Raw genomic sequence first — 19,939 nt, 5'->3', positions numbered from 1 at the left:
CTTAAAAAACGCTATTGTCGGACAATTTCTCCACCGCTTCGCGGTTCCAAAATTGCCGCAAAACTTTGCGTTACAAGAACCAGGAAACAAATAAATGATTCGCGACTATCAGGCAGCCGATATTGATCAAATCTTGGGAATCTGGCTATCTGCATCGGTTAAAGCCCACAACTTTATCGAACCTGAATTTTGGAAGTCGATGATTGGCATGATGCGTGATGTATACATTCCTGCATCGGAGACGCTTGTATATGAAAAAGAGGGAGAGGTGGTTGGTTTCTATAGCCTGTATGAGAACAATCTAGCTGCGATCTTTGTGAGACCAGGCCTGCAAGGCAAAGGATTGGGTTCTGCTCTAATTTATGATGCGAAGAATAGGCGAGAGAAGATTCAGCTCACTGTTTATAAAGATAATATTCCGAGCATCAAATTTTATGAGAAGCACGGATTCAATTTACTTGGAGAGCAGATCGATGAGCACACTGGGCACCCTGAGCTCATCATGGAATATCACTCGTAAACTCGCGCCGCTGTGTTTTGCATCATGCATAAAGGAGAAATAAGAAAATGAATCAACATCCAGTACAGCTTCAAATCGAAAGGGCAGACAAAGCTATCGTTGCTGAGGATTTCGATGCCCTCATGGATATCTATACTGATGACGCAGTATTAGTTATAGAGCCGGGCCGGAATGCAGTGGGAAAAAGTGAAATCCGTAAAGCTTTTGAAGCTATAGCTGTATATTTCAAAAACGGATTGCAAGTTGAGCAAAACGGTATGGAGATACTAGAGTCGGGAGATACAGCTTTGGTGCTAGCAAACACTGTAGTATCGGGTCCAGGCTTTCCGGCTGCCGAACGCAAGGCTACATACGTATTCAATAAATCACCTAGTGGCGCCTGGCTATGTTCTATTGACAATTCATACGGCCATGAAATTATTAGTTTGCACATGCGCTTTTAGAACAGGCACGGCGACGCTATGCAGCATTATGGAACTGGGAACTGAGGTTAATATATGGAAAGCGTTAAAGCCGATGCGGCTCTGTATCTATTGACGGGACTGCTTCAGCGTCTTGATGCTGAGCGTCCTGGCATGCTCCAGGAAATGATCGCGGGTGTTGAAGGCGACCGGGCAGCACTTCCAGAAAATATTGAGAACAGAGAGCATGTAGAGAAGATTTTTGAACAGGCATTGGAATTACTAGCCCGTGCCAACACTGCATAACCAGTGCAGGCACGGCGACACCCACTACGGCTCCATTCCGTGGGCGCGCTTGCTGCAAGGTGTTAAATGTACAGAAGGAGATCCCCTATGGGGTTGAAGGGAAGCTGTTTGTGTGGCGAGATACGTTACGAAATCGACTCTCTGGATATGCCGATCGTGCATTGCCATTGTCAGACCTGTCGTAAAGCCCATGCGGCCCCGTTTGCCTCCACCGCGGGAGTAAAGCGCGAGAATTTCCGCTGGCTCAGTGGCATAGACTCTATTTCTACGTTCGAATCATCTCCTGGCAAATTGCGCCATTTCTGCAAACGCTGTGGATCTCATTTGGTTGCCGAGAGGCTTGGGCAGCCTCACGTAATTGTTCGGGTAGCCACTCTGGACGATGATCCCGGTTTGAAGCCAGAGGCCCATATTTGGGTGTCGCACGACGTGCCATGGCTTGAGTACAATAGGGCGTGCAAGCATAGGGAATGGCGCGACGACATTTAACAAATCAATCAAGTCCGTTCCCGGCCTGGCGACCGTCCACTGGATGCCCTAATCGGGCGCCCTTTATGCGGGCGTAATATGTAAAAACCTTCACTAACACTAAGGAAATGAATTAACCGATGGAAAAGTTTATGAAGAAAGGAGTCTTTCTTGCCACCGTCATGCTTGCGCTTACAGCATGCCAATCAAACGATCAGTTGAAGCCTGTTTCACAGATCAAACCCGGAGTAGCCAGTGAAGGCACTCTTGCCAATGCACAGTTGGTTTCCGATACCACTGCAGCCTTAGAGCAGCTGCCCGAAGGTTTGAGAGTTAAACCGGGCGCCAGAATTTTCAAGTTCGTAGTTCAGCAACCTGTTGGGGTGCCAGGCTCTCGTGCATGGAGAGAAATGTGGATTGCTGATCCAAAGGGCGCTGCAAACCGGTTCCTCATCACCTTCACCGAAGCTGGATTGGGCGCTGCCGATTTCCAAATTCAACCAATGAAATAAGCACAGAACCGCAGAACGGCTTGGCCGTGAATTACAGACAACCAAGTGGCGATGGTGTCTAGTAAATACTTGGGGCAGATTTTCTGCCCCATCGTGTCTCATTCTTGAGCATGGTGTTGAGCACCACGATCAGCTTGCACATGCAGGCAATGATGGTCGCCTGCCCTGGGTTTTCAGATGCCCGCAGAAGCATTTGAACGCAGTGTTACATTGGATTGATGACAGCATCGCCATGAGTATGACCGTAAAGATACGGGAACGACCCCGAGGGTGCAGCTATCTCTTTGCGGTTGAGTCTGCCAAGTTCAGGTAGCTTGCGCCACAAGGCGTAGGCGAGGACTGTAGTTCCCTAAGAAAAATAAACACTTTTAATAATCAGGCTTATGGAAGAGATGGCCCTCAGAATAATTTCTGATATACAAGAAACTTTAGGATGATTATGAATGAACAAGAAATGACTTTTTTCATTAATATTACACGCAAGCTACCTGAAAAAAGTCTTGAACAACTAAAACAATTGATAGATACCTATGATTATGAAGAGGGCGAGACTTTTATAGAGGCTCTGTTTTACGCTTTGGTTTCGCTGAATCCCGAAGAGCATTGGTTGTTGATGCAATTGGACGTTAAGGGGTTGGATGAGCTGGTTTGGCAAGCCAATGCCATGGCACGTACTCATGAGTTGACGGCGGAATTTGCCTTGGATGGGGAGGATAATGTTGAGGAAGGGTTGCAGGCTTTTAACGACTGGTTATCTCTGAAGCAATTTGTTTTCCTACAATACAATGATTTTAGCGATTCCTATTATGGTTTTATCTCTCGAAAAAACCAATCTAAAAGAATAATCGAATCAGCTGCAAAAGCAGGTATTACTCTTGCAGCTATGCCCGCCAGACCCAAGCTCAGTGGTGATTTTATTTTTACCCGGACAAAACGTTCGCCAGCCACCATGAAAAACAGCGTCATCAAGCAATTGACAGAGCGCGCTAAGAAAAAAGAATATCGGGCTATTATGTATATCGCGATGCCAGACTGCGAGCCCTGTCAGGCGTTTGAACAGCTATTGGATCACCCTGTTCTGAATGAAGCATTAAAACATACCAGTATCTTTAGAGTGGACGCTTTACATTGGCTCAATTATATAAATCAGCAAGGTCTTGATCCGAAAGTCGCGCCTACCTTTATTGCTTTCACAAAAGAAGGTGAAATATCTGAAAATATCTCACTTAAAGACTCGCTTTGGGAAGAAAATACGGCTCGACAGATGGCAAGTTTTTTTAAACACTTCCTTGCTGATGAAAGAAATGATGTACCGCTTAGGCTTTCCCGAGAGGAGCGCTGCAAGACACTACAGTATGCACTTGCAAACCAAGATCTATCTGAGATTCGCCGCTTAATCGAGGTTGATCAGTGTGATTGCGATACTCTGATTTGCTACGGGAAAACGGTTCTTCATTATGCCGCTGAATGGGATCAAACAGAAAGCAGTTTACAGCTACTTGAGTTTCTACTGGATAGATGCAGTCTGTTGGATGCACGATGGGATAGTCTTGGGTGCACAGCGCTGCATTTGGCGATCGAAAAACTTAATCAGCAGGCCGCCATTCAACTGATTGAAAAAGGCGCCAGTGTTCAACTAGGGGACGACGCTGGAAAAACACCGCTTCACGAAGCTACTCGCAAGGCAGACAGATTTACCGATGAATTATTTGAGCTGTTAATAGAAAAGGGAGCCAATGTTAATGCGCAGGATAAAAAGGGCGACACACCTTTGCATGAGGCGACCTCTTTTGGACAACGGCTCGCACCATACCTGCTTGATAAAGGTGCAGATCCGAACTTGCAGAACAATCATGGTGAGAGTCCTTTACATCGGGCCGCTCGGTTTTTTAATCGCGATAAAGCGCATGCACTCATTCGTCTCTATCTACAATATGGCGGAGACCTGAATCTAAAAGGTATAAAAGGCCAAGCTGCCCGTGAACTGATAGTTGAAAAAGACGGTCCCGAGGTTTTGGAAATGTTTCTCTCCGGAGGCGAATAGACACCTGTATTTGCCAAGGAGAGGCAAAAAAACCGCGCCATCTCGGGGAAGAATGGCGCGGCTCTGTGATATTTCGGCACACGATTGGCACACGAAATATTCTTTATTCATAGCCCCTTGATCTGCAAGGGGCTATGAGACCAGATCAGAACTGGTTCATGGTGTTGTCTTTACCAGAGGCTTTCAGTGCAGCGTCACCAGAGAAGTACTCTTTGTGATCGTCACCCATGTCGGAACCTGCCATGTTCTGGTGCTTAACGCAGGCGATACCCTGACGAATCTCCTTGCGCTGTACGCCTTCAACGTAGCCCAGCATGCCAGCGTCACCGAAGTACTCTTTGGCCAGGTTGTCGGTAGACAGGGCCGCAGTGTGGTAGGTCGGCAGAGTGATCAGGTGGTGGAAGATGCCGGCTTCGCGGGCTGCATCAGCCTGGAAGGTGCGGATCTTCTCGTCAGCAACGGCGGCCAGTTCGGTTTCGTCGTATTCAACGCTCATCAGGTTGGCACGGTCGTACTTGGATACATCCTGACCGGCTTCAGCCATCGTATCGAACACCTGCTGGCGGAAATTCAGCGTCCAGTTGAAGGACGGGCTGTTGTTGTACACCAGCTTGGCATTGGGTACTTCTTCACGGATGCGGTTAACCATCGCAGCGATCTGGCCTACGTGCGGCTTCTCGGTCTCGATCCACAGCAGGTCGGCACCGTTCTGCAGTGAGGTGATGCAGTCCAGAACCACGCGGTCTTCACCGGAGCCTTTCTTGAACTGGAACAGGCCAGAGGCCAGGCGCTTCGGCTTCAGCAGCTTGCCGTTAGCCTTAACAACCACGTCACCGTTGTCGATGTCAGCTGCGCTGTCGATGTAATCACCATCCAGGAAGCTGTTGTACTTGTCGCCCAGGTCGCCCGGTTCGTTGGTTACGGCGATCTGCTTGGTCAGGCCGGCACCCAGAGAGTCGGTACGGGCAACGATGACACCGTCTTCAACACCCAGCTCCAGGAATGCGTAGCGTACGGCGCGGATCTTGGCCAGGAAGTCGGCGTGCGGAACGGTTACCTTGCCATCCTGGTGACCACACTGCTTCTCGTCAGATACCTGGTTTTCGATCTGGATCGCACAGGCACCGGCTTCGATCATTTTCTTGGCCAGCAGGTAAGTGGCTTCTTCGTTACCGAAACCGGCGTCAATGTCGGCGATGATCGGCACGACGTGGGTCTGGAAGTTGTCGATCTGAGCCTGAATGTCAGCTTCTTTCGCTGCATCACCGGATTCGCGAGCGTCGTCCAGCTGGCGGAACAGTCCGCCCATTTCACGGGCATCAGCCTGGCGCAGGAAGGTGTAGAGCTCTTCGATCAGCGCCGGTACAGAGGTTTTCTCGTGCATGGACTGGTCGGGCAGCGGGCCAAACTCGGAACGCAGCGCGGCAATCATCCAGCCGGACAGGTACAGGTAGCGCTTGTTGGTGTTACCGAAGTGCTTCTTGATGGCGATCAGCTTCTGCTGACCGATGAAACCATGCCAGCAACCCAGAGACTGAGTGTACTGAGAGCTGTCGGCATCGTACTCGGCCATATCCTGACGCATGATCTTGGCAGTGTAGCGTGCGATATCCAGACCGGTCTTGAAACGGTTCTGAATGCGCATGCGAGCCGCGTATTCAGGGTTGATCGCTTCCCAGGTGTTGCCGGCGGCAGCGCGGACGGTAGCGATGGCATCGATCTCGTTTTTGTAAGCTGACATGGTCATTCCTTCACAGTGTTTGTGTTTAGGTAATGTTGGATCGGGTAACCCCGTTCCAGATCTTGCGGCGCTGTCATTCCGCTGGAGTGGCAGTGCCTTGTTGAAGCGAATAATGGGCGCATGCTGTGAGGGTGTCAAAATGATTTTGTGCACAGCAACAAAAATGTAGTCTCACTACATTCGAAACCTTTTTTCGGCTGTAATTTAACTACAATAGGAAAACGAGTCTGAAACTCTAAAACCCCAGTAATTACCGTGGTTTGAGTGCCTAAAACTTAAGGATTAGCCACTTTGGTATTAGTCAATAAAAACGTGTTTTACACGGGTTTTAAGTTATTTTGGTTATCCGGCTTATATCTAAAAAATCTAAAAAATTCTCACTACATTTACAGTAAAAATTCGCTATATCAGTGACTTATGGTGGATTTCCTTACGACCAAAGTCGATCCGAAATAAAAAAGGCCACTCGTGAAAGAATGGCCTTTAGAGTTGAAATGAGAGTTTGATGCCGCTTATTCGAGATACAGGCTACCTTGGTTGAGTAATGCCAGCAGCAGCGGTGCTGTCTCGTCATCAAACAAAGGTCTAAACCTGTGATGAAGACACAATTGCTGCGCTAGGTTTTTTGCTGCAACTGCAAAAACAGGAAAAGGCTGCCCATCCGCAAACAAGGTCAGGCTGGAATCGCTGTTCTGATGCCAAGCCAGTCGTGCCCCTTCTGCACGCACCAGTTCCGCACCCTCCTCAAGTGCTTCAGCCAACTCGGCTGCTGTCAGGGTTTCATCACTTCCGGCCAGCTCCGGGTACTTTGGCTCAGTCATGAAGGTACCAAACCAGTGTGCAAGTCGGTCAGGGTCGCCAAGGTATTGCTGCAGGATTGAGCTTAGGCGGGCAATTGCGGCTGCATCAATTTCACCGGGTTTGGCAGTCAATGCCAGGTCAGCATCGGTGTAACGCAAGTCGGTACTGAGTGAGTCGCATAGCGTGTCGGTCAGGCCACGCAAGATCTCTGCATGGGAAGGGGCGCGAAACCCGATCGACCAGGTCATGCAGCCATCACCCACACCCACCCCGTTGTGACCCACACGGGGCGGCAAGTAGAGCATATCCCCCGGGTTCAGTTCCCAGCTCTGCTCGGCATGCCATTCAGGCAAGATCATGACCGGAGTATCTTCACGTCGAGGGGAGTCTTCACCAAACAGGCCACCCACTTCCCAGCGGCGCACGCCCTCTGCCTGCAGCAGGAACACATCATAGTTGTCATAATGCGGTCCCACACCACCGCCATCACTGGCGTAACTGATCATCAGATCATCGCGGCGCCACTGAGGAATGAAGTTGAAAGCCTCCAGCAGCGGGGCAACATCCGGCACCCAGTGATCCACGGCCTGTACCAGCAGAGTCCAGGGGGCGTCACCCAGCTCAGCAAAGCGTTCGGGTGCAAAAGGGCCGTGCTCAAGTGCCCAGTGCCCGCTGGCTGGATCATTGATGATCAGGCGTGACTCGATATCATCTTCACATGCCAGGCCGGCCAACTCATCTGCATCGATTGCCGGTTGGAAGCCGGGGAAGGCGTTACGAATCAAAAGGGGCTTTTTCTGCCAGTAGTCACGCAGAAAGATTTCAGGGCTTAGCTCGCCCCAATTCAGTTCAGTGATCAAGATTAAGCAGCTCCGCCATTTCAGTGACCGCATCTTCAAGCTCAGCCATCACCTTGCGCTTGTCGCGGTTGGCCAGTGCGGCCTGACGGTCGTTACCGACCATACGAATACACTTCTGAATACGCGCCATGCAGCTGTGCACACCGTCAACGTTAAACTCGAACTGTTCGTAGTCGCGAGCGGTCTGTTGCAGGCCGTTGCGCAGGGCTTCGGCCTGGGCGGCCAGCTCAAGCAGGCTGTGTGAATGGCTCATTGATCTCTCCTTGTTGATTGCAGACCTCAGTCTGACAGAGTGGTGCATTGGCAACGAAGTCAACTTTGGTTCAGTGCTTCTCGCGCTCCAGCACCTCTTCAACCGAAGTCAGAATGCCGCGCAACATGCCCAACTCGGCCTTTTCGGGGCGGGTGCGATTGAAGTAACGGCGCAGTTTTTCCATCACTCGCCCCTCATGCTGGGGGATGATGAAGCCGGTGCGACGCAGCACCTTTTCAAGATGTTCATAAAACAGGGTGATCTCACCCTGGCGTGGATAGGGTGCAGGCTCGGCTACGGCTTTTGCACCACGGGCGGCTCTGCGCAGCTCGTAGGTGACCAGCTGTATCGCCTGGGCGATGTTGAGTACCGGATAGTCTTCATTGGCATCAATGTAAAGATGGCGGTTGCACAGCAGCATCTCCTCATTGGTCAGCCCCATGGTTTCGCGGCCAAACAGAATGGCGATCTGGCCACTGCGGGCCTCATCCACCATCATGGCTGCGGCGGCTTCGGCGTCCATCAGAGGCTGATCGAAGCTGCGCTGGCGGGCACTGGTACCGATGACCAGCTGACAATCGGCAATGGCCTCTTCGACGGTCTTGACGACCACGGCATTATCGAGCAGATCCTTGGCACCGGCTGCACGTGATTCGGCCTCTGCATGCGGAAACTCGATGGGGTCAACCAGCCAGAGTTGGCTCAGGCCCATGTTTTTCAAAGCACGGGCCGCAGCGCCGATGTTGCCGGGGTGAAAGGTGTTGACCATGATGATGCGAATATTGTCGAGCATGCGGTGCCTCACAAACAGAATTGAGCCGCATTATAGGGGGCAAGGCGGGTGAGACAAAGTAACAGAGGACGTATCAGACTCACAGTCGTCGACACCAGTGTTTAAGGTCATGCACAAAGCGCTCTTTATGCCACAGATGTGGTGAGTGATCCGTCTTGGGGTAGATATGCAGTTCGGGGAAGGGCAGCTGGGCCTCAACCCATTGCGACACCTCCGAGCTGTAGAACTGACTACTGTCACCGTAGATCAGCAGAGTCGGCAGGTCGATCTGTGGCAGCAGGTCGCGGTAGTCCTGTTGCGTCAGCGAATCCCAGCACCGAGTCAGTGCCGGTGCGTTCAGCCCGCGCAGATAGTCGCGCATTTGCTGAAAACCGCGCGAGTTGGCTTCATAGTTCTCGCGGCTGCGTCGGTTAAGGCCGTGCGCCGCCAGCTCCAGCACCCCTTCAGCAAAGTCCTGCTCCAACCGTTGCAGGAAGCGCTGGTTGCGGTCGTAATCGAAGTCGCCGTAGATACCCAGAGGCCAGTCGATATCGGTAACCAGTTTGGGGGACTGGTCTACTATGCACAGGCCACCGAGGCGCCCAAGTCCGTAGCTGCGAATGTACTCCCAGCTGATCAGAGCGCCCATGGAGTGGCCCACCAGTACCACATCGCGCAGATCATGTTCGGTGAGCAGGCGGTCAAGATCAGCCGCCATCTGGCTGATCACCATCTGATCGCAGGGTGGAGGTTCATGGGTGCCGTGACCACGGGCATCCCAGCAAAAGACCTGATGGGATTCGGCCAGCTCGGAGGCGAAAGGGAGCCATTCGCGAGCGCCAGAGGTCCAGCCATGCAGAAACACTACGGGCTGGCCCTTGCCCAGGCTAACATATCGAATGGGGTGATTATCGGTAGCGAGCAGTGTTTCCATACCTGCACCTGTAAAAGACTGTCATGGAATCAAAAACGGGGCCAGAAGGCCCCGTGAAACAACTTAGATGCGCTTGGCCTGAGCCGCGGCGTTGCCTGTGTAGAGTGATGGCGTCAGCGCCTTGAGCTCATCCTTGGCACTCTGGGGCATATCCAGCGTGTCGATGAAGTCCTGAATGGTGGACTGGTTCATGGTCTTGCCACGGGTCAGGTCCTTCAGTTTCTCGTAGGGCTTCTCGATGCCGTAGCGGCGCATCACGGTCTGAATCGGCTCGGCCAGCACTTCCCAGGCGTTGTCCAGATCTTCCGCCAGACGGGCAGCGTTGATTTCCAGCTTGCTGATACCCTTGAGGCTGGCCTGGTAGGCGATCAGGCTGTGGCCAAAACCGACACCCAGATTGCGCAGTACGGTGGAGTCGGTCAGGTCACGCTGCCAGCGGGAGATCGGCAGTTTGCTGGCCAGGTGCTGCATGATCGCATTGGCGATGCCCAAGTTGCCTTCGGAGTTTTCGAAGTCGATCGGGTTAACCTTGTGCGGCATGGTGGAAGAGCCTACTTCACCGGCCACTGTCTTCTGCTTGAAGAAACCAAGCGAGATGTAGCCCCACACATCACGGTCAAAATCGATCAGGATGGTGTTGAAACGGCATACGGCATCAAACAGCTCGGCGATGTAGTCATGCGGCTCGATCTGAGTGGTGTACGGGTTCCAGCTCAGCCCCAGGCTCTCGACGAAAGATTTGGCGTTGGCTTCCCAGTCGATATCGGCATAGGCGGACAGGTGAGCATTGTAGTTGCCTACGGCACCGTTGATCTTGCCAAGATATTCGATATTGTCGATCTGCTTCAACTGACGCTGCAGGCGGTATGCAACGTTGGCCATCTCCTTGCCCATGGTGCTCGGCGAAGCGGTCTGGCCGTGGGTGCGGCAAAGCATAGGCTGGTCAGCATGTTCGCGCCCCAGTGCCGCGATGGCATCGGTTACCTGCTGCATCTGATTGCGGGTGACTTCAACGCCATGGCGCAGCATCAGTGCGTGCGACAGATTGTTGATGTCTTCCGAGGTGCAGGCGAAGTGAACAAACTCGCTGATCGCGGCCAGCTCGGCGTTGTCGGCGATCTGCTCCTTGATAAAGTACTCGACCGCTTTTACATCGTGGTTGGTAGTACGTTCAATTTCCTTGATGCGCTCGGCATGCTCGATACCGAACTCGTCCACGATACGGTTCAGCTGCGCGTTGGCGGCTTCACTCAGCGCCGGAACCTCCACAATCTGCGGGTGGGCGGCCAGCTGCTGCAGCCAGCGGATCTCGACCTGGACGCGGGAACGGATCAGACCGAATTCACTGAATACAGCACGCAGGTCGGCAGTTTTGCTGCCGTAGCGGCCATCAACCGGGGATACGGCGGTAAGGGCAGAAAGCTCCATGTTACACAGTCTCACTCTTGGCTTGCGTCGATAAAGCGCGAATTATACGGGAAATGGCCGCAGCTGGGTACGCCAGTGCGGCTCTGGATCAGGATGACTTGAGAATGCGTCTCAACGAAGGCTTGAGGCGCGAACGGAAAAACAGCATATGCCAGCGCTTGCCACCGACCTGCCGCCAGAGCAGTGCAGAACGGATACCGGCCAGCAACAGAGCGCGAATACGTGCGGCGTTTTCGGTGTTCTGCAGATGCCTTGGATCACCGCCAACCTGGATACGGAAGCTGAAGGTGCTCACGGTGGTCTGATACAGGCCATCCAGCGCCGCGATCACGTTGCTGTGGGTATAGGCTGAAGGGTCGAGTTCGGCGTTGTCATCCTGCTCACTGAAATAGCGCGCCTTGCGTGCCACCTCATCGATACCTTCGCCGATCTTTTGCATCACGTCAGGGTGTTTGTCGAGCTGACGCTCCAACATGATCATGCCCAGCACATATTGCACAATCTGCTTGTTCTGGGCGCTCTCGTTCTTGTCCACCATGTCCTGCAGGTGACGCAGGCCAAGGTTGAGCGAGTAGGGGATGTTGTTGACACCGCCATAGACATCTTCCGTCTGGCGCGGATCGGTCACGAACAGGCTGGCGATGCTGGTTTCAAGGTTGTTCTGCGGCACCATGCCACGACGGGCGATCTGGTCCACCAGGCTGGCGGCCTGAAACATTCCGGCCAGCGCGATGGTTTGTTCATCATGTTGACGCGACATCAGTGCTCCTTAGCCGAGCCGGCTATCGAATGGCGCGAGGTGGTTTCGATGACACCACCACCAAGGCAAAGGTCATCTACGTAGAATACAACAGACTGGCCAGGGGTTACGGCACGTTGCGGCTGGTCAAACACCACTCTGTAACCGCCTTCGGCAGCGGCTTCCACGGTGCAGTCCTGATCCGCCTGACGGTAACGCACCTTAGCCTTGCAGCGCAGCGGCAGCTCGGGTGCTTCGCCGCTGATCCAGAAAATATCACCTGCATGCAGCCAGTTGGAATAGAGCAGGGGATGTTGTCCCTGAACCGCGATCAACACGTTTCGATCCAGATCTTTCGCCGCCGCAAACCAGGGCTCTTCAGGATAATCTTTCAGCCCCCCTATGCCGAGCCCCTGACGCTGACCGATGGTGTAATACATCAGTCCCTGGTGCTCACCGATCACGTCACCGTCAGGTGTTTCGATTTTGCCAGCCTGTGCCGGCAGATACTGTTTCAGGAAGTCGCTGAAGCGACGCTCGCCGATAAAGCAGATACCGGTACTGTCTTTCTTGTCATGGGTTATCAGCCCATGTTCTTCCGCCAGTCGACGCACTTCGGGCTTTTCCAGCTCGCCAACCGGGAAAAGTGTCAGTTTAAGCTCATCTTCGCCGACCTGATGCAGGAAATAACTCTGGTCCTTGTTCGGGTCCAGTCCCTTGAGCAGTACGGTATGGCCGTCACGCTCACCACGGCGCACGTAATGGCCGGTCGCAATCAGATCAGCGCCCAGCAGCTGAGCATACTCAAGAAATGCCTTGAACTTGATCTCGCGGTTGCAAAGAATATCCGGGTTGGGGGTGCGCCCGGCCTTGTATTCTTCCAGAAAATGTTCGAATACATTGTCCCAGTACTCGGCCGCAAAGTTGGCGCTGTGCAGCGGGATGCCCAGTTTGTCACACACGGCCTGGGCATCGGCCATATCTTCCTTGGCCGTGCAGTATTCGGTTCCGTCATCCTCTTCCCAGTTTTTCATGAACAGGCCTTCGACCTGATAGCCCTGCTGCAGCAACAGCAGAGCCGATACGGAAGAGTCAACACCGCCGGACATGCCGACGATCACTTTGGTCTGGGCGTTAGCAGAATTCATGGTTCAGACAGTTTCCTGAATAAAGTCCAGAGGGTAACGGGTGCCTGCAAGATAATCATCAACGCAGCGGGTCACCAATTCACTGCGCAATTGGGCGCGGTGTTGCTCCATTTCGTCTCGTGTCAGCCAGAGCGGGCGGATAATGCCTTCATCAAGACTGGCGTCAGGCAGCTCGGCAACGGCGCGCGCGATAAAACAGAAACGGTGATAGGTCACACCATTGGACGGGGCGAAGTAAGTATACATGCCCAACAAAGCCTCGGGCTCGACCTGCCAACCGGTTTCTTCAAGGGTTTCGCGCCGAGCGGCTGCAACAAAGGACTCGCCGCGTTCCAGATGGCCCGCAGGCTGATTGATAACGACTTTACCACCTGCCATCTCTTCGACGAGCAGAAAACGGCCTTCCTGTTCAACGATGCAGGCAACGGTTGCGTGGGGTGTCCAGCGCATTGAAACTCCCGACAAGGTTTGGATTCGGGCGCAATAATAGCAGTTTGGCAGCGTATTTGTCCGGTGAGGATTCAGGCTCGGCTGCGCGGGCGTTTTGCAGATGGACGACGACTGTTGCGCCGTGCGGCAGCGGGTCGTGCAGGTGGCGCGGGCAGGTTCACCTGCTCCTCGCGCCACTGCCCTGGCGCCAGCGAGTCCAGTGTCCAATTACCGATCGACCAACGAATCAGGCGCAGGGTCGGGAAGCCGACCTCTGCGGTCATGCGGCGCACCTGTCGGTTGCGACCTTCGGTAATAATCAGTTCGATCCAGCTGGTGGGCTGTTCCTTGCGGAACCTGACGGGTGGGTTGCGTGGCCAAAGCCAGCGGGGTGGGTTGATTCGACGGGCCCGAGCCGGGCGAGTCGGGCCATCCTTGAGTTGAACGCCCTGGCGCAGCCGATTAAGTGCCGCTTCACTTATTTCGCCGTCAACCTGAACACAATAGGTTTTGGGCAGCTTGAATGCAGGGTTGGCCAGTTGCTGCTGCAACCGACCATCATCCGTTAGAATCAGCAGTCCTTCGGAGTCAAAATCAAGGCGACCGGCCGCGTAGACACCAGGAACCTTGATGAAATCCGCCAGTGTCGAGCGTCCTTCAGAGTCCGTGAACTGGGTCAGTACACGAAAAGGCTTGTTGAACAGAAGGATTCTCGACATGCAGCGACCGGTTGGCTACTCCGCAGGTTGAATATTCACAGCGTGCAGCCCCTTTGGGCCCTGCTGTATTTCGAACTGGACCGCTTGGCCCGCCTTGAGACTTTTGTAGCCATCCATCGCGATGGCAGAAAAGTGCGCGAACAACTCTTCTTCGCAGGCCTCGGACAGAATAAAACCGTAGCCTTTGGCGTTGTTGAACCACTTGACTGTCCCTGTTTGCATAAAATACTCCCCCGTGACATTCGGAGCACAGCTCCTTGGTCATTACCTGCAATACCGATCAAAACAGGGATGCGGCGTTGCAGGAACTCCTTATGTGTATGCATTTCTACGCCAGGGACTACAGGCAAGGGCAGCACCATGGACTTATCCGTCGGCTGCCTTTAACCTCTCCTTGTAAGCGCGAGTATAGCATTTGCAGTTAATGACACTAGACATTGCCGGGTTTTTTCCCGGTTGTTTTAGACTAATATCGAAGGTATCGACGTTGTTTGTGAACGAACGCGAGTTCAGGCTCATGAGTTCAAACCATAATGCTGATGAAGAACACCACGATGATGATGGTGGTCTGGCAACAGCGGAAACCAAACCGCAACTCAAGCGCCCTCCCATGTACAGGGTGGTGCTGATGAACGATGACTACACACCGATGGATTTTGTCATCGAGGTATTAATGATTTTTTTCAATATGGACCAAGAGAAGGCTACACAAGTGATGTTGGCGGTCCATACTCAGGGTAAAGGCGTATGCGGAGTGTATACCCGCGATGTGGCTGAAACTAAAGCCACACAAGTGAATCAATATGCCAGAGAGAACAAGCACCCTCTGCTGTGTGAAGTGGAATCGGTCTGACGGGAGGCGAATGCCATGCTGAATCGAGAGCTTGAAGACACCCTGAGCGTTGCATTCCGGTCAGCCCGGGATAAGCGACATGAATTCATGACGGTTGAGCACTTGCTGTTGGCGTTGCTCGACAACCGTCAGGCGGTTGCGGTGCTCAATGCCTGCGGCGCCGATTTGAGCCGTTTGCGCCAGCAGTTGTCGGTGTTTATCGATGAAACCACACCACTGCTGCCGGATAACATTCCCAACATGGAAACCCAACCGACACTTGGCTTTCAGCGCGTATTGCAGCGTGCAGTTTTCCATGTGCAGTCCTCCGGCAAGTCTGAGGTCAATGGCGCCAATGTGTTGGTGGCCATCTACAGCGAGCAGGAAAGTCACGCTGTGTTTGTTCTGCAGCAGCAGGGCATCGAACGCATGGATGTGGTCAACTACATCTCGCACGGTATATCCCGCATCAACGAACAGGAGTCTGACGAACCCGGGCTGGGTGCTGATGGTGAAGAGAGTGGTGAAAGCAGCAAAAGCGCCCTGTCTCAGTATGCCGTCAATCTGAATCAGCAGGCTGCACTGGGTCGGATCGATCCGCTGGTAGGGCGTGACTCCGAAGTCGAACGGGTGGTACAGATTTTGTCACGTCGTCGCAAGAACAACCCTCTGCTGGTGGGGGAGGCCGGTGTCGGCAAAACAGCGATTGCCGAGGGACTGGCAAAACTGATCATTGAAGACAAGGTGCCGGATATTATCTCCGACAGCATTGTCTATGCCCTTGATCTGGGTGCTTTGCTGGCGGGCACCAAGTACCGCGGTGATTTCGAAAAAAGGCTCAAGGCCTTGTTGAACGAGATCAAACAACAGCCGCGTTCTATCCTGTTTATTGATGAAATCCATACCATTATCGGGGCAGGTGCCGCTTCCGGCGGCTCCATGGACGCTTCCAACCTGCTCAAGCCGCTGCTCAGTTCCGGTGAGATCCGATGCATCGGGTCGACCACTTTTCAGGAATTTCGTGGCATCTTTGAGAAAGACCGTGCGCTCGCGCGCCGGTTCCAGAAAATTGATGTGCTTGAGCCGAACGTGGATGATACCTACCACATTCTGCGCGGCCTGCGGTCTCGCTTCGAGGAGCATCACGACCTGGAGTACACCGATGCGGCACTGCGCGCAGCCTCCGAGCTGGCGGATCGCTACATCAATGACAAGCATATGCCGGACAAGGCCATTGATGTAATCGATGAAGCGGGGGCCTATCAGCGGCTCATGCCCGTTGAACAGCGCAAAAAGGTCATCGACGTGGCTGAAGTCGAGTCGGTGGTCGCCAAGATCGCACGTATCCCGCCGAAAAGCGTGTCCACATCCGATAAGGATCAGTTGCGTAAGCTGGAAAGCAATCTCAAGATGGTGGTACTGGGGCAGGATGAAGCGATCAGCTCTTTGGCTTCGGCCATCAAACTGTCTCGTGCAGGCCTCAAGGAGCCAAACAAGCCGGTGGGCAGCTTCCTGTTTGCCGGCCCAACCGGTGTCGGCAAGACTGAGGTTACCCAGCAGTTGGCGCGCATTTTGGGTATCGAGCTGGTGCGCTTTGACATGTCAGAGTATATGGAACGGCACACCGTCTCACGCCTGATCGGTGCGCCTCCGGGCTACGTGGGCTTCGATCAGGGAGGACTGCTGACAGAAGCGATCACCAAGTCACCGCATTGCGTACTGCTGCTGGATGAGATCGAGAAGGCGCACCCTGAGGTGTTCAACCTGCTGCTTCAAGTGATGGATAACGGCACTTTGACCGACAATAACGGTCGTAAGGCAGACTTCCGCAACGTCATTCTGGTGATGACGACCAACGCAGGTGCCGAAGCACACAGCCGGCCGTCAATCGGCTTCACTCAGCAGGACCACAGCACGGATGCAATGGAGGCTCTGAAACGACTGTTTACACCGGAGTTCCGCAATCGCCTGGATACCGTGATTCAGTTCAAGCCCCTGACTCTGGAAATCGTCAAGGGTGTGGTCGACAAGTTCCTGACTGAGCTCCAGGCTCAATTGGACGACAAACATGTAGTGTTGCATGTGGATGAGGCTGCACGCCAGTGGCTGGCTGAGAACGGTTATGACGAGAAGATGGGTGCCCGCCCGATGCAGCGTCTGATTCAGGAAAAGCTGAAGAAGCCGCTGGCCGAGATGATTCTGTTTGGAGAACTGGCAGAATCCGGCGGAGAAGTGGATATTGGTATCGGCGAGGATGGAGAGATCTGTCTGGAGGTCGCAGCGGTGGCAGCCTGAGGGCTGCCATCCACCGCAGCCGCGCTCGTGATATCAGCGGGCGCGGTAAACGATACGGCCTTTGCTCAGGTCGTAGGGAGTCAGTTCGACCTTGACCTTGTCGCCAGTCAGAATACGGATGTAGTTCTTGCGCATTTTGCCGGAGATATGGGCAGTCACAACGTGGCCATTTTCGAGCTCAACGCGGAACATGGTATTGGGAAGGGTATCGATAACGGTACCTTCCATTTCAAATGAATCTTCTTTAGCCATTCACTACCTACCTTTGAGGCTGGTTAGCCTGAGTGTGGAAAGCGCAGTATTGTGCCCTAAAAGACGCCCGATTTCAAAAGCTAATCGGTGCTTGCCTCAGGGCTCAATCGACGCCACTCGCTGTTGATAAGCATCTCCAGCGGCCGGTAGCGAATCTTGTAGTTCATTTTGCGGCAGTCTTCCACCCAATAGCCAAGATACAGCCACTCCTTGCCGCTCCTTGCGGTTTGTCGAATCTGCCAGATAACGGCGTACACACCGAGACTGCGCCACTCCATATCAGGATCATAGAAAGTGTAGAGAGCCGACATCCCCTGTTCCAGTATATCGGATACCGCCACTGCCAGGAGCGTACCTTCTTGGTTGCGGAATTCGTAAAAACAGGAATCCACCGTACCTTCAACAAGAAAATTGAAAAACTGATCCGGGGAGGGGGGGTACATGTCGCCATCAGCATGGCGCTGATTGATATAACGCTCATAAAGCGCGTAGTACTCGTGTGTAAGCTGGCAGGGAACAGCACGAACAATCAGGTCGGCGTTACGATTCTCGATACGCCGCTGTGTTTTGGAGGGGTTGAATTCAGCAACAGGTACGCGAACGGAAATACAGGCCTGACACTGCTCGCAATGCGGTCGATAGATATGTCCACCACTGCGCCGGAAGCCCAGTTCTGACAGCTGGCTGTACAGGTTACGATCAATATCGGCACGCGGGTCTACAAAAAGAGTGCGCGCCTGTCGGTCAGGCAAGTAGCTGCAATCATGTTCTGGCGTGGCATAGAACCGCAGCGCACACAGATCAGCTACACGAATTTTCACAAACTGCCTCGCGGGTAATGGAAAATTGCCAGATATGATCAAGCGACTGTTCACACAGCTGATCCAGACTTGCAGCAAAGTCATGTCGTGTGATTTCTATCGCACCTAAGCTCGCCAAATGGTCGTTATATACCTGGCAATCAATGAGCTGATATCCCCATTGTTTGAGCTGTGTCACGCACCAGGTGAAGCCTATTTTTGAGGCGTCACGCTGGTACGAGAACATTGATTCGCCGAAAAAAACCGACCCAATGGCCAGGCCATAAAGCCCACCGACCAGTTCATCACCCATCCAGACTTCAACCGAATGTGCGATGCCCTGGTGGTGGAGATTCACGTAAGCCGAGAAAATCTCATGGCTGATCCAAGTGCCCTGCTGTCCTCGACGCGGCCCTGCACACGCTCTGACCACGTGCTCAAAGGCCTGATCAAAAGTCACCCGGTAGTCAGTGCGGCGCAGGCGTTTGCGCAGGCTGCGCGATACGTGCAGTTTGTTCGGCAACACAATGCAACGCGGGTCAGGGCTCCACCACAGGATAGGCTCCCCGGGGTTATACCAGGGAAAGATCCCGCTGCGATAGGCACTCAAAAGCCTTGCCTTGCTCAGATCTCCGCCAGCCGCCAACAGGCCGTTGGGCTCTGCCAGGGCCTTATCGAGCGGAGGAAAGAGCAGGCTGTCATCAGCCAGCCACGGAATCATCAGGCGTCGAGATCATCCAGATATTTTTCGGCATCCAGTGCTGCCATGCAACCAAAACCGGCTGATGTAATCGCCTGACGGTAGATGTGGTCACACACATCACCCGCCGCAAACACACCTTCAATGCTGGTTTGGGTTGCCTTGCCTTCAAGGCCTGAGCGAATCTTCAGATAGCCGTCATTCATCTCCAGCTGACCTGCAAACAGCTCTGTATTGGGCTTGTGTCCAATGGCGACAAACACGCCCTGCAGATCAAGCTCATGCGTGGAGGCATCGGCTGTACTGCGGACGCGAATACCGGTGACCCCGCTCTGATCACCCAGCACTTCGTCCAGTTGGTGGTTCCAAAGGATATTGATGTTGCCGTTTTCAGCCCGTTCCAGAATTTTGTCCTGCAGGATTTTCTCGGAGCGCAGGCTGTCACGACGGTGAATCAGGGTGACTTCTGCTGCAATATTGGACAGGTAGAGTGCTTCTTCAACAGCGGTGTTGCCACCACCGATCACGGCCACTTTCTGGCCACGATAGAAAAAGCCGTCACAGGTGGCACAAGCGCTGACACCTTTGCCCATAAAGGCCTCTTCGGACGGCAGGCCCAGGTACTGTGCCGATGCCCCTGTTGCGATGATGAGGGCATCACAGCTGTACTCGCCCATATCACCCTTGAGGCGGAAAGGACGGCTCTGTAGCTGTGTTTCATTAATGTGATCGAAAATCACCTGAGTATTGAAGCGTTCGGCATGGGCCTGCATCCGCTGCATTAACTCAGGGCCCTGCACACCATCCACATCTCCGGGCCAATTGTCGACTTCGGTGGTGGTGGTCAGCTGCCCGCCAGCCTGCATGCCGGTAATTACGACCGGGTTCAGGTTGGCGCGTGCAGCATAGACGGCAGCGGTGTAACCGGCAGGGCCAGAGCCCAGGATAATCAGACGATGGTGTTGTACTTCACTCATGGGTGTTG

Annotated in this window: 23 protein-coding genes; 8 read left to right on the top strand and 15 right to left on the bottom strand. The window is 53.5% G+C overall.

What is annotated here, in order from left to right; translation table 11 throughout:
• Positions 1-94: 94 nt before the first annotated feature.
• The 6 genes from BLV48_RS05295 to BLV48_RS05270 all read left to right on the top strand — a co-directional run bounded on the left by BLV48_RS05295 (position 95) and on the right by BLV48_RS05270 (position 4,251).
• Entirely contained in the window at positions 95-520 is a 426-nt protein-coding gene (locus BLV48_RS05295) for an N-acetyltransferase (protein WP_091824200.1), read from the top strand.
• 47 nt (positions 521-567) lie between these two features.
• On the top strand, positions 568-963 hold the full coding sequence (locus tag BLV48_RS05290; protein ID WP_091824197.1) for a YybH family protein: 396 nt from the start codon (positions 568-570) through the stop codon (positions 961-963).
• Between the two features lie 54 nt (positions 964-1,017).
• Positions 1,018-1,227 (top strand): hypothetical protein, encoded by a 210-nt coding sequence (locus BLV48_RS05285; protein ID WP_091824194.1) that lies wholly within the window; start codon positions 1,018-1,020, stop codon positions 1,225-1,227.
• Between the two features lie 66 nt (positions 1,228-1,293).
• Positions 1,294-1,716 (top strand): GFA family protein, encoded by a 423-nt coding sequence (locus BLV48_RS05280; protein WP_309546606.1) that lies wholly within the window; start codon positions 1,294-1,296, stop codon positions 1,714-1,716.
• A gap of 119 nt (positions 1,717-1,835) precedes the next feature.
• The gene (locus BLV48_RS05275) at positions 1,836-2,207 is read left to right on the top strand and encodes a hypothetical protein (protein WP_091824188.1); all 372 of its coding nucleotides are present in this window, start codon (positions 1,836-1,838) and stop codon (positions 2,205-2,207) included.
• A gap of 439 nt (positions 2,208-2,646) precedes the next feature.
• Complete coding sequence (locus BLV48_RS05270) at positions 2,647-4,251, top strand: ankyrin repeat domain-containing protein (protein ID WP_175527589.1); 1,605 nt, start codon at positions 2,647-2,649, stop codon at positions 4,249-4,251.
• A gap of 145 nt (positions 4,252-4,396) precedes the next feature.
• On the opposite strand, the gene BLV48_RS05265 is transcribed toward BLV48_RS05270, so the two are convergent.
• From BLV48_RS05265 to cspD, 11 genes are all read right to left on the bottom strand, one after another.
• The gene (locus BLV48_RS05265) at positions 4,397-5,992 is read right to left on the bottom strand and encodes an isocitrate lyase (protein WP_091824182.1); all 1,596 of its coding nucleotides are present in this window, start codon (positions 5,990-5,992) and stop codon (positions 4,397-4,399) included.
• Positions 5,993-6,504: 512 nt separating this feature from the next.
• Positions 6,505-7,653, bottom strand: a complete 1,149-nt coding sequence (locus BLV48_RS05260) for a cupin domain-containing protein (protein WP_091824178.1) — start codon at positions 7,651-7,653, stop codon at positions 6,505-6,507.
• Positions 7,643-7,906: a hypothetical protein gene (locus tag BLV48_RS05255; RefSeq protein WP_091824175.1), complete on the bottom strand. Its 264-nt coding sequence runs from the start codon at positions 7,904-7,906 to the stop codon at positions 7,643-7,645. The genes BLV48_RS05260 and BLV48_RS05255 overlap by 11 nt, the downstream gene beginning before the upstream one ends.
• Positions 7,907-7,976: 70 nt before the next feature.
• Positions 7,977-8,699 (bottom strand): RNA methyltransferase, encoded by a 723-nt coding sequence (locus tag BLV48_RS05250; protein ID WP_091824173.1) that lies wholly within the window; start codon positions 8,697-8,699, stop codon positions 7,977-7,979.
• A gap of 79 nt (positions 8,700-8,778) precedes the next feature.
• Entirely contained in the window at positions 8,779-9,612 is an 834-nt protein-coding gene (locus BLV48_RS05245) for an alpha/beta fold hydrolase (protein ID WP_091824170.1), read from the bottom strand.
• Between the two features lie 63 nt (positions 9,613-9,675).
• A complete protein-coding gene (gene purB / locus BLV48_RS05240) occupies positions 9,676-11,040 on the bottom strand; it encodes an adenylosuccinate lyase (protein WP_091824168.1) in 1,365 nt (454 codons plus the stop codon).
• A gap of 88 nt (positions 11,041-11,128) precedes the next feature.
• Positions 11,129-11,800: a high frequency lysogenization protein HflD gene (hflD, locus tag BLV48_RS05235; protein WP_091824165.1), complete on the bottom strand. Its 672-nt coding sequence runs from the start codon at positions 11,798-11,800 to the stop codon at positions 11,129-11,131.
• Positions 11,800-12,927, bottom strand: coding sequence for a tRNA 2-thiouridine(34) synthase MnmA (gene mnmA, locus BLV48_RS05230; protein ID WP_091824162.1), 1,128 nt, complete (start codon positions 12,925-12,927; stop codon positions 11,800-11,802). Before mnmA ends, hflD begins: the two co-directional genes overlap by 1 nt.
• Before the next feature lie 3 nt (positions 12,928-12,930).
• Positions 12,931-13,377: an NUDIX hydrolase gene (locus tag BLV48_RS05225; protein ID WP_091824159.1), complete on the bottom strand. Its 447-nt coding sequence runs from the start codon at positions 13,375-13,377 to the stop codon at positions 12,931-12,933.
• A 71-nt stretch (positions 13,378-13,448) separates the two neighbouring features.
• Complete coding sequence (locus BLV48_RS05220) at positions 13,449-14,075, bottom strand: pseudouridine synthase (RefSeq protein ID WP_091824157.1); 627 nt, start codon at positions 14,073-14,075, stop codon at positions 13,449-13,451.
• A gap of 15 nt (positions 14,076-14,090) precedes the next feature.
• A complete protein-coding gene (gene cspD, locus BLV48_RS05215; protein WP_091824154.1) occupies positions 14,091-14,297 on the bottom strand; it encodes a cold shock domain-containing protein CspD in 207 nt (68 codons plus the stop codon).
• 295 nt (positions 14,298-14,592) lie between these two features.
• On the opposite strand from cspD, the gene clpS reads away from it, so the two are divergent.
• Both clpS and clpA read left to right on the top strand, forming a co-directional pair.
• Entirely contained in the window at positions 14,593-14,928 is a 336-nt protein-coding gene (gene clpS, locus BLV48_RS05210; RefSeq protein ID WP_139253891.1) for an ATP-dependent Clp protease adapter ClpS, read from the top strand.
• A 15-nt stretch (positions 14,929-14,943) separates the two neighbouring features.
• Positions 14,944-17,202, top strand: coding sequence for an ATP-dependent Clp protease ATP-binding subunit ClpA (gene clpA / locus BLV48_RS05205; RefSeq protein WP_091824149.1), 2,259 nt, complete (start codon positions 14,944-14,946; stop codon positions 17,200-17,202).
• Positions 17,203-17,235: 33 nt separating this feature from the next.
• Here the strand turns inward: clpA and infA are convergent, their stop codons facing one another.
• From infA to trxB, 4 genes are all read right to left on the bottom strand, one after another.
• Positions 17,236-17,454 carry a translation initiation factor IF-1 gene (gene infA / locus BLV48_RS05200; protein WP_091824146.1) on the bottom strand — a complete coding sequence of 73 codons (219 nt, stop codon included), beginning with the start codon at positions 17,452-17,454 and terminating at the stop codon, positions 17,236-17,238.
• Between the two features lie 80 nt (positions 17,455-17,534).
• A complete protein-coding gene (locus BLV48_RS05195; RefSeq protein ID WP_254774971.1) occupies positions 17,535-18,275 on the bottom strand; it encodes an arginyltransferase in 741 nt (246 codons plus the stop codon).
• Complete coding sequence (gene aat / locus BLV48_RS05190) at positions 18,256-18,975, bottom strand: leucyl/phenylalanyl-tRNA--protein transferase (RefSeq protein ID WP_091824138.1); 720 nt, start codon at positions 18,973-18,975, stop codon at positions 18,256-18,258. The genes BLV48_RS05195 and aat overlap by 20 nt, the downstream gene beginning before the upstream one ends.
• Positions 18,975-19,931: a thioredoxin-disulfide reductase gene (trxB, locus tag BLV48_RS05185; RefSeq protein WP_091824136.1), complete on the bottom strand. Its 957-nt coding sequence runs from the start codon at positions 19,929-19,931 to the stop codon at positions 18,975-18,977. The genes aat and trxB overlap by 1 nt, the downstream gene beginning before the upstream one ends.
• Positions 19,932-19,939: the final 8 nt, after the last annotated feature.

Source organism: Marinobacterium iners DSM 11526 (assembly GCF_900107855.1).
GTDB classification, from domain to species: Bacteria; Pseudomonadota; Gammaproteobacteria; order Pseudomonadales; family Balneatricaceae; genus Marinobacterium; species Marinobacterium iners.
The sequence above is the reverse complement of the archived record's forward strand: the minus strand, read 5'-3'. Positions and strand labels throughout refer to the sequence as shown.

Bases quoted from the DNA above. Each gene is read 5' to 3' on its own strand.
- BLV48_RS05250 (WP_091824173.1), bottom strand. From the start codon at position 8,699: ATGCTCGACAATATTCGCATCATCATGGTCAACACCTTTCACCCCGGC.
- aat (WP_091824138.1), bottom strand. From the start codon at position 18,975: ATGATTCCGTGGCTGGCTGATGACAGCCTGCTCTTTCCTCCGCTCGAT.
- clpA (WP_091824149.1), top strand. From the start codon at position 14,944: ATGCTGAATCGAGAGCTTGAAGACACCCTGAGCGTTGCATTCCGGTCA.
- BLV48_RS05280 (WP_309546606.1), top strand. From the start codon at position 1,294: ATGTACAGAAGGAGATCCCCTATGGGGTTGAAGGGAAGCTGTTTGTGT.
- BLV48_RS05245 (WP_091824170.1), bottom strand. From the start codon at position 9,612: ATGGAAACACTGCTCGCTACCGATAATCACCCCATTCGATATGTTAGC.
- hflD (WP_091824165.1), bottom strand. From the start codon at position 11,800: ATGTCGCGTCAACATGATGAACAAACCATCGCGCTGGCCGGAATGTTT.
- trxB (WP_091824136.1), bottom strand. From the start codon at position 19,931: ATGAGTGAAGTACAACACCATCGTCTGATTATCCTGGGCTCTGGCCCT.
- purB (WP_091824168.1), bottom strand. From the start codon at position 11,040: ATGGAGCTTTCTGCCCTTACCGCCGTATCCCCGGTTGATGGCCGCTAC.
- BLV48_RS05255 (WP_091824175.1), bottom strand. From the start codon at position 7,906: ATGAGCCATTCACACAGCCTGCTTGAGCTGGCCGCCCAGGCCGAAGCC.
- BLV48_RS05275 (WP_091824188.1), top strand. From the start codon at position 1,836: ATGGAAAAGTTTATGAAGAAAGGAGTCTTTCTTGCCACCGTCATGCTT.
- BLV48_RS05285 (WP_091824194.1), top strand. From the start codon at position 1,018: ATGGAAAGCGTTAAAGCCGATGCGGCTCTGTATCTATTGACGGGACTG.
- infA (WP_091824146.1), bottom strand. From the start codon at position 17,454: ATGGCTAAAGAAGATTCATTTGAAATGGAAGGTACCGTTATCGATACC.
- BLV48_RS05290 (WP_091824197.1), top strand. From the start codon at position 568: ATGAATCAACATCCAGTACAGCTTCAAATCGAAAGGGCAGACAAAGCT.
- BLV48_RS05270 (WP_175527589.1), top strand. From the start codon at position 2,647: ATGAATGAACAAGAAATGACTTTTTTCATTAATATTACACGCAAGCTA.
- clpS (WP_139253891.1), top strand. From the start codon at position 14,593: ATGAGTTCAAACCATAATGCTGATGAAGAACACCACGATGATGATGGT.
- BLV48_RS05225 (WP_091824159.1), bottom strand. From the start codon at position 13,377: ATGCGCTGGACACCCCACGCAACCGTTGCCTGCATCGTTGAACAGGAA.
- mnmA (WP_091824162.1), bottom strand. From the start codon at position 12,927: ATGAATTCTGCTAACGCCCAGACCAAAGTGATCGTCGGCATGTCCGGC.
- cspD (WP_091824154.1), bottom strand. From the start codon at position 14,297: ATGCAAACAGGGACAGTCAAGTGGTTCAACAACGCCAAAGGCTACGGT.
- BLV48_RS05265 (WP_091824182.1), bottom strand. From the start codon at position 5,992: ATGTCAGCTTACAAAAACGAGATCGATGCCATCGCTACCGTCCGCGCT.
- BLV48_RS05220 (WP_091824157.1), bottom strand. From the start codon at position 14,075: ATGTCGAGAATCCTTCTGTTCAACAAGCCTTTTCGTGTACTGACCCAG.
- BLV48_RS05295 (WP_091824200.1), top strand. From the start codon at position 95: ATGATTCGCGACTATCAGGCAGCCGATATTGATCAAATCTTGGGAATC.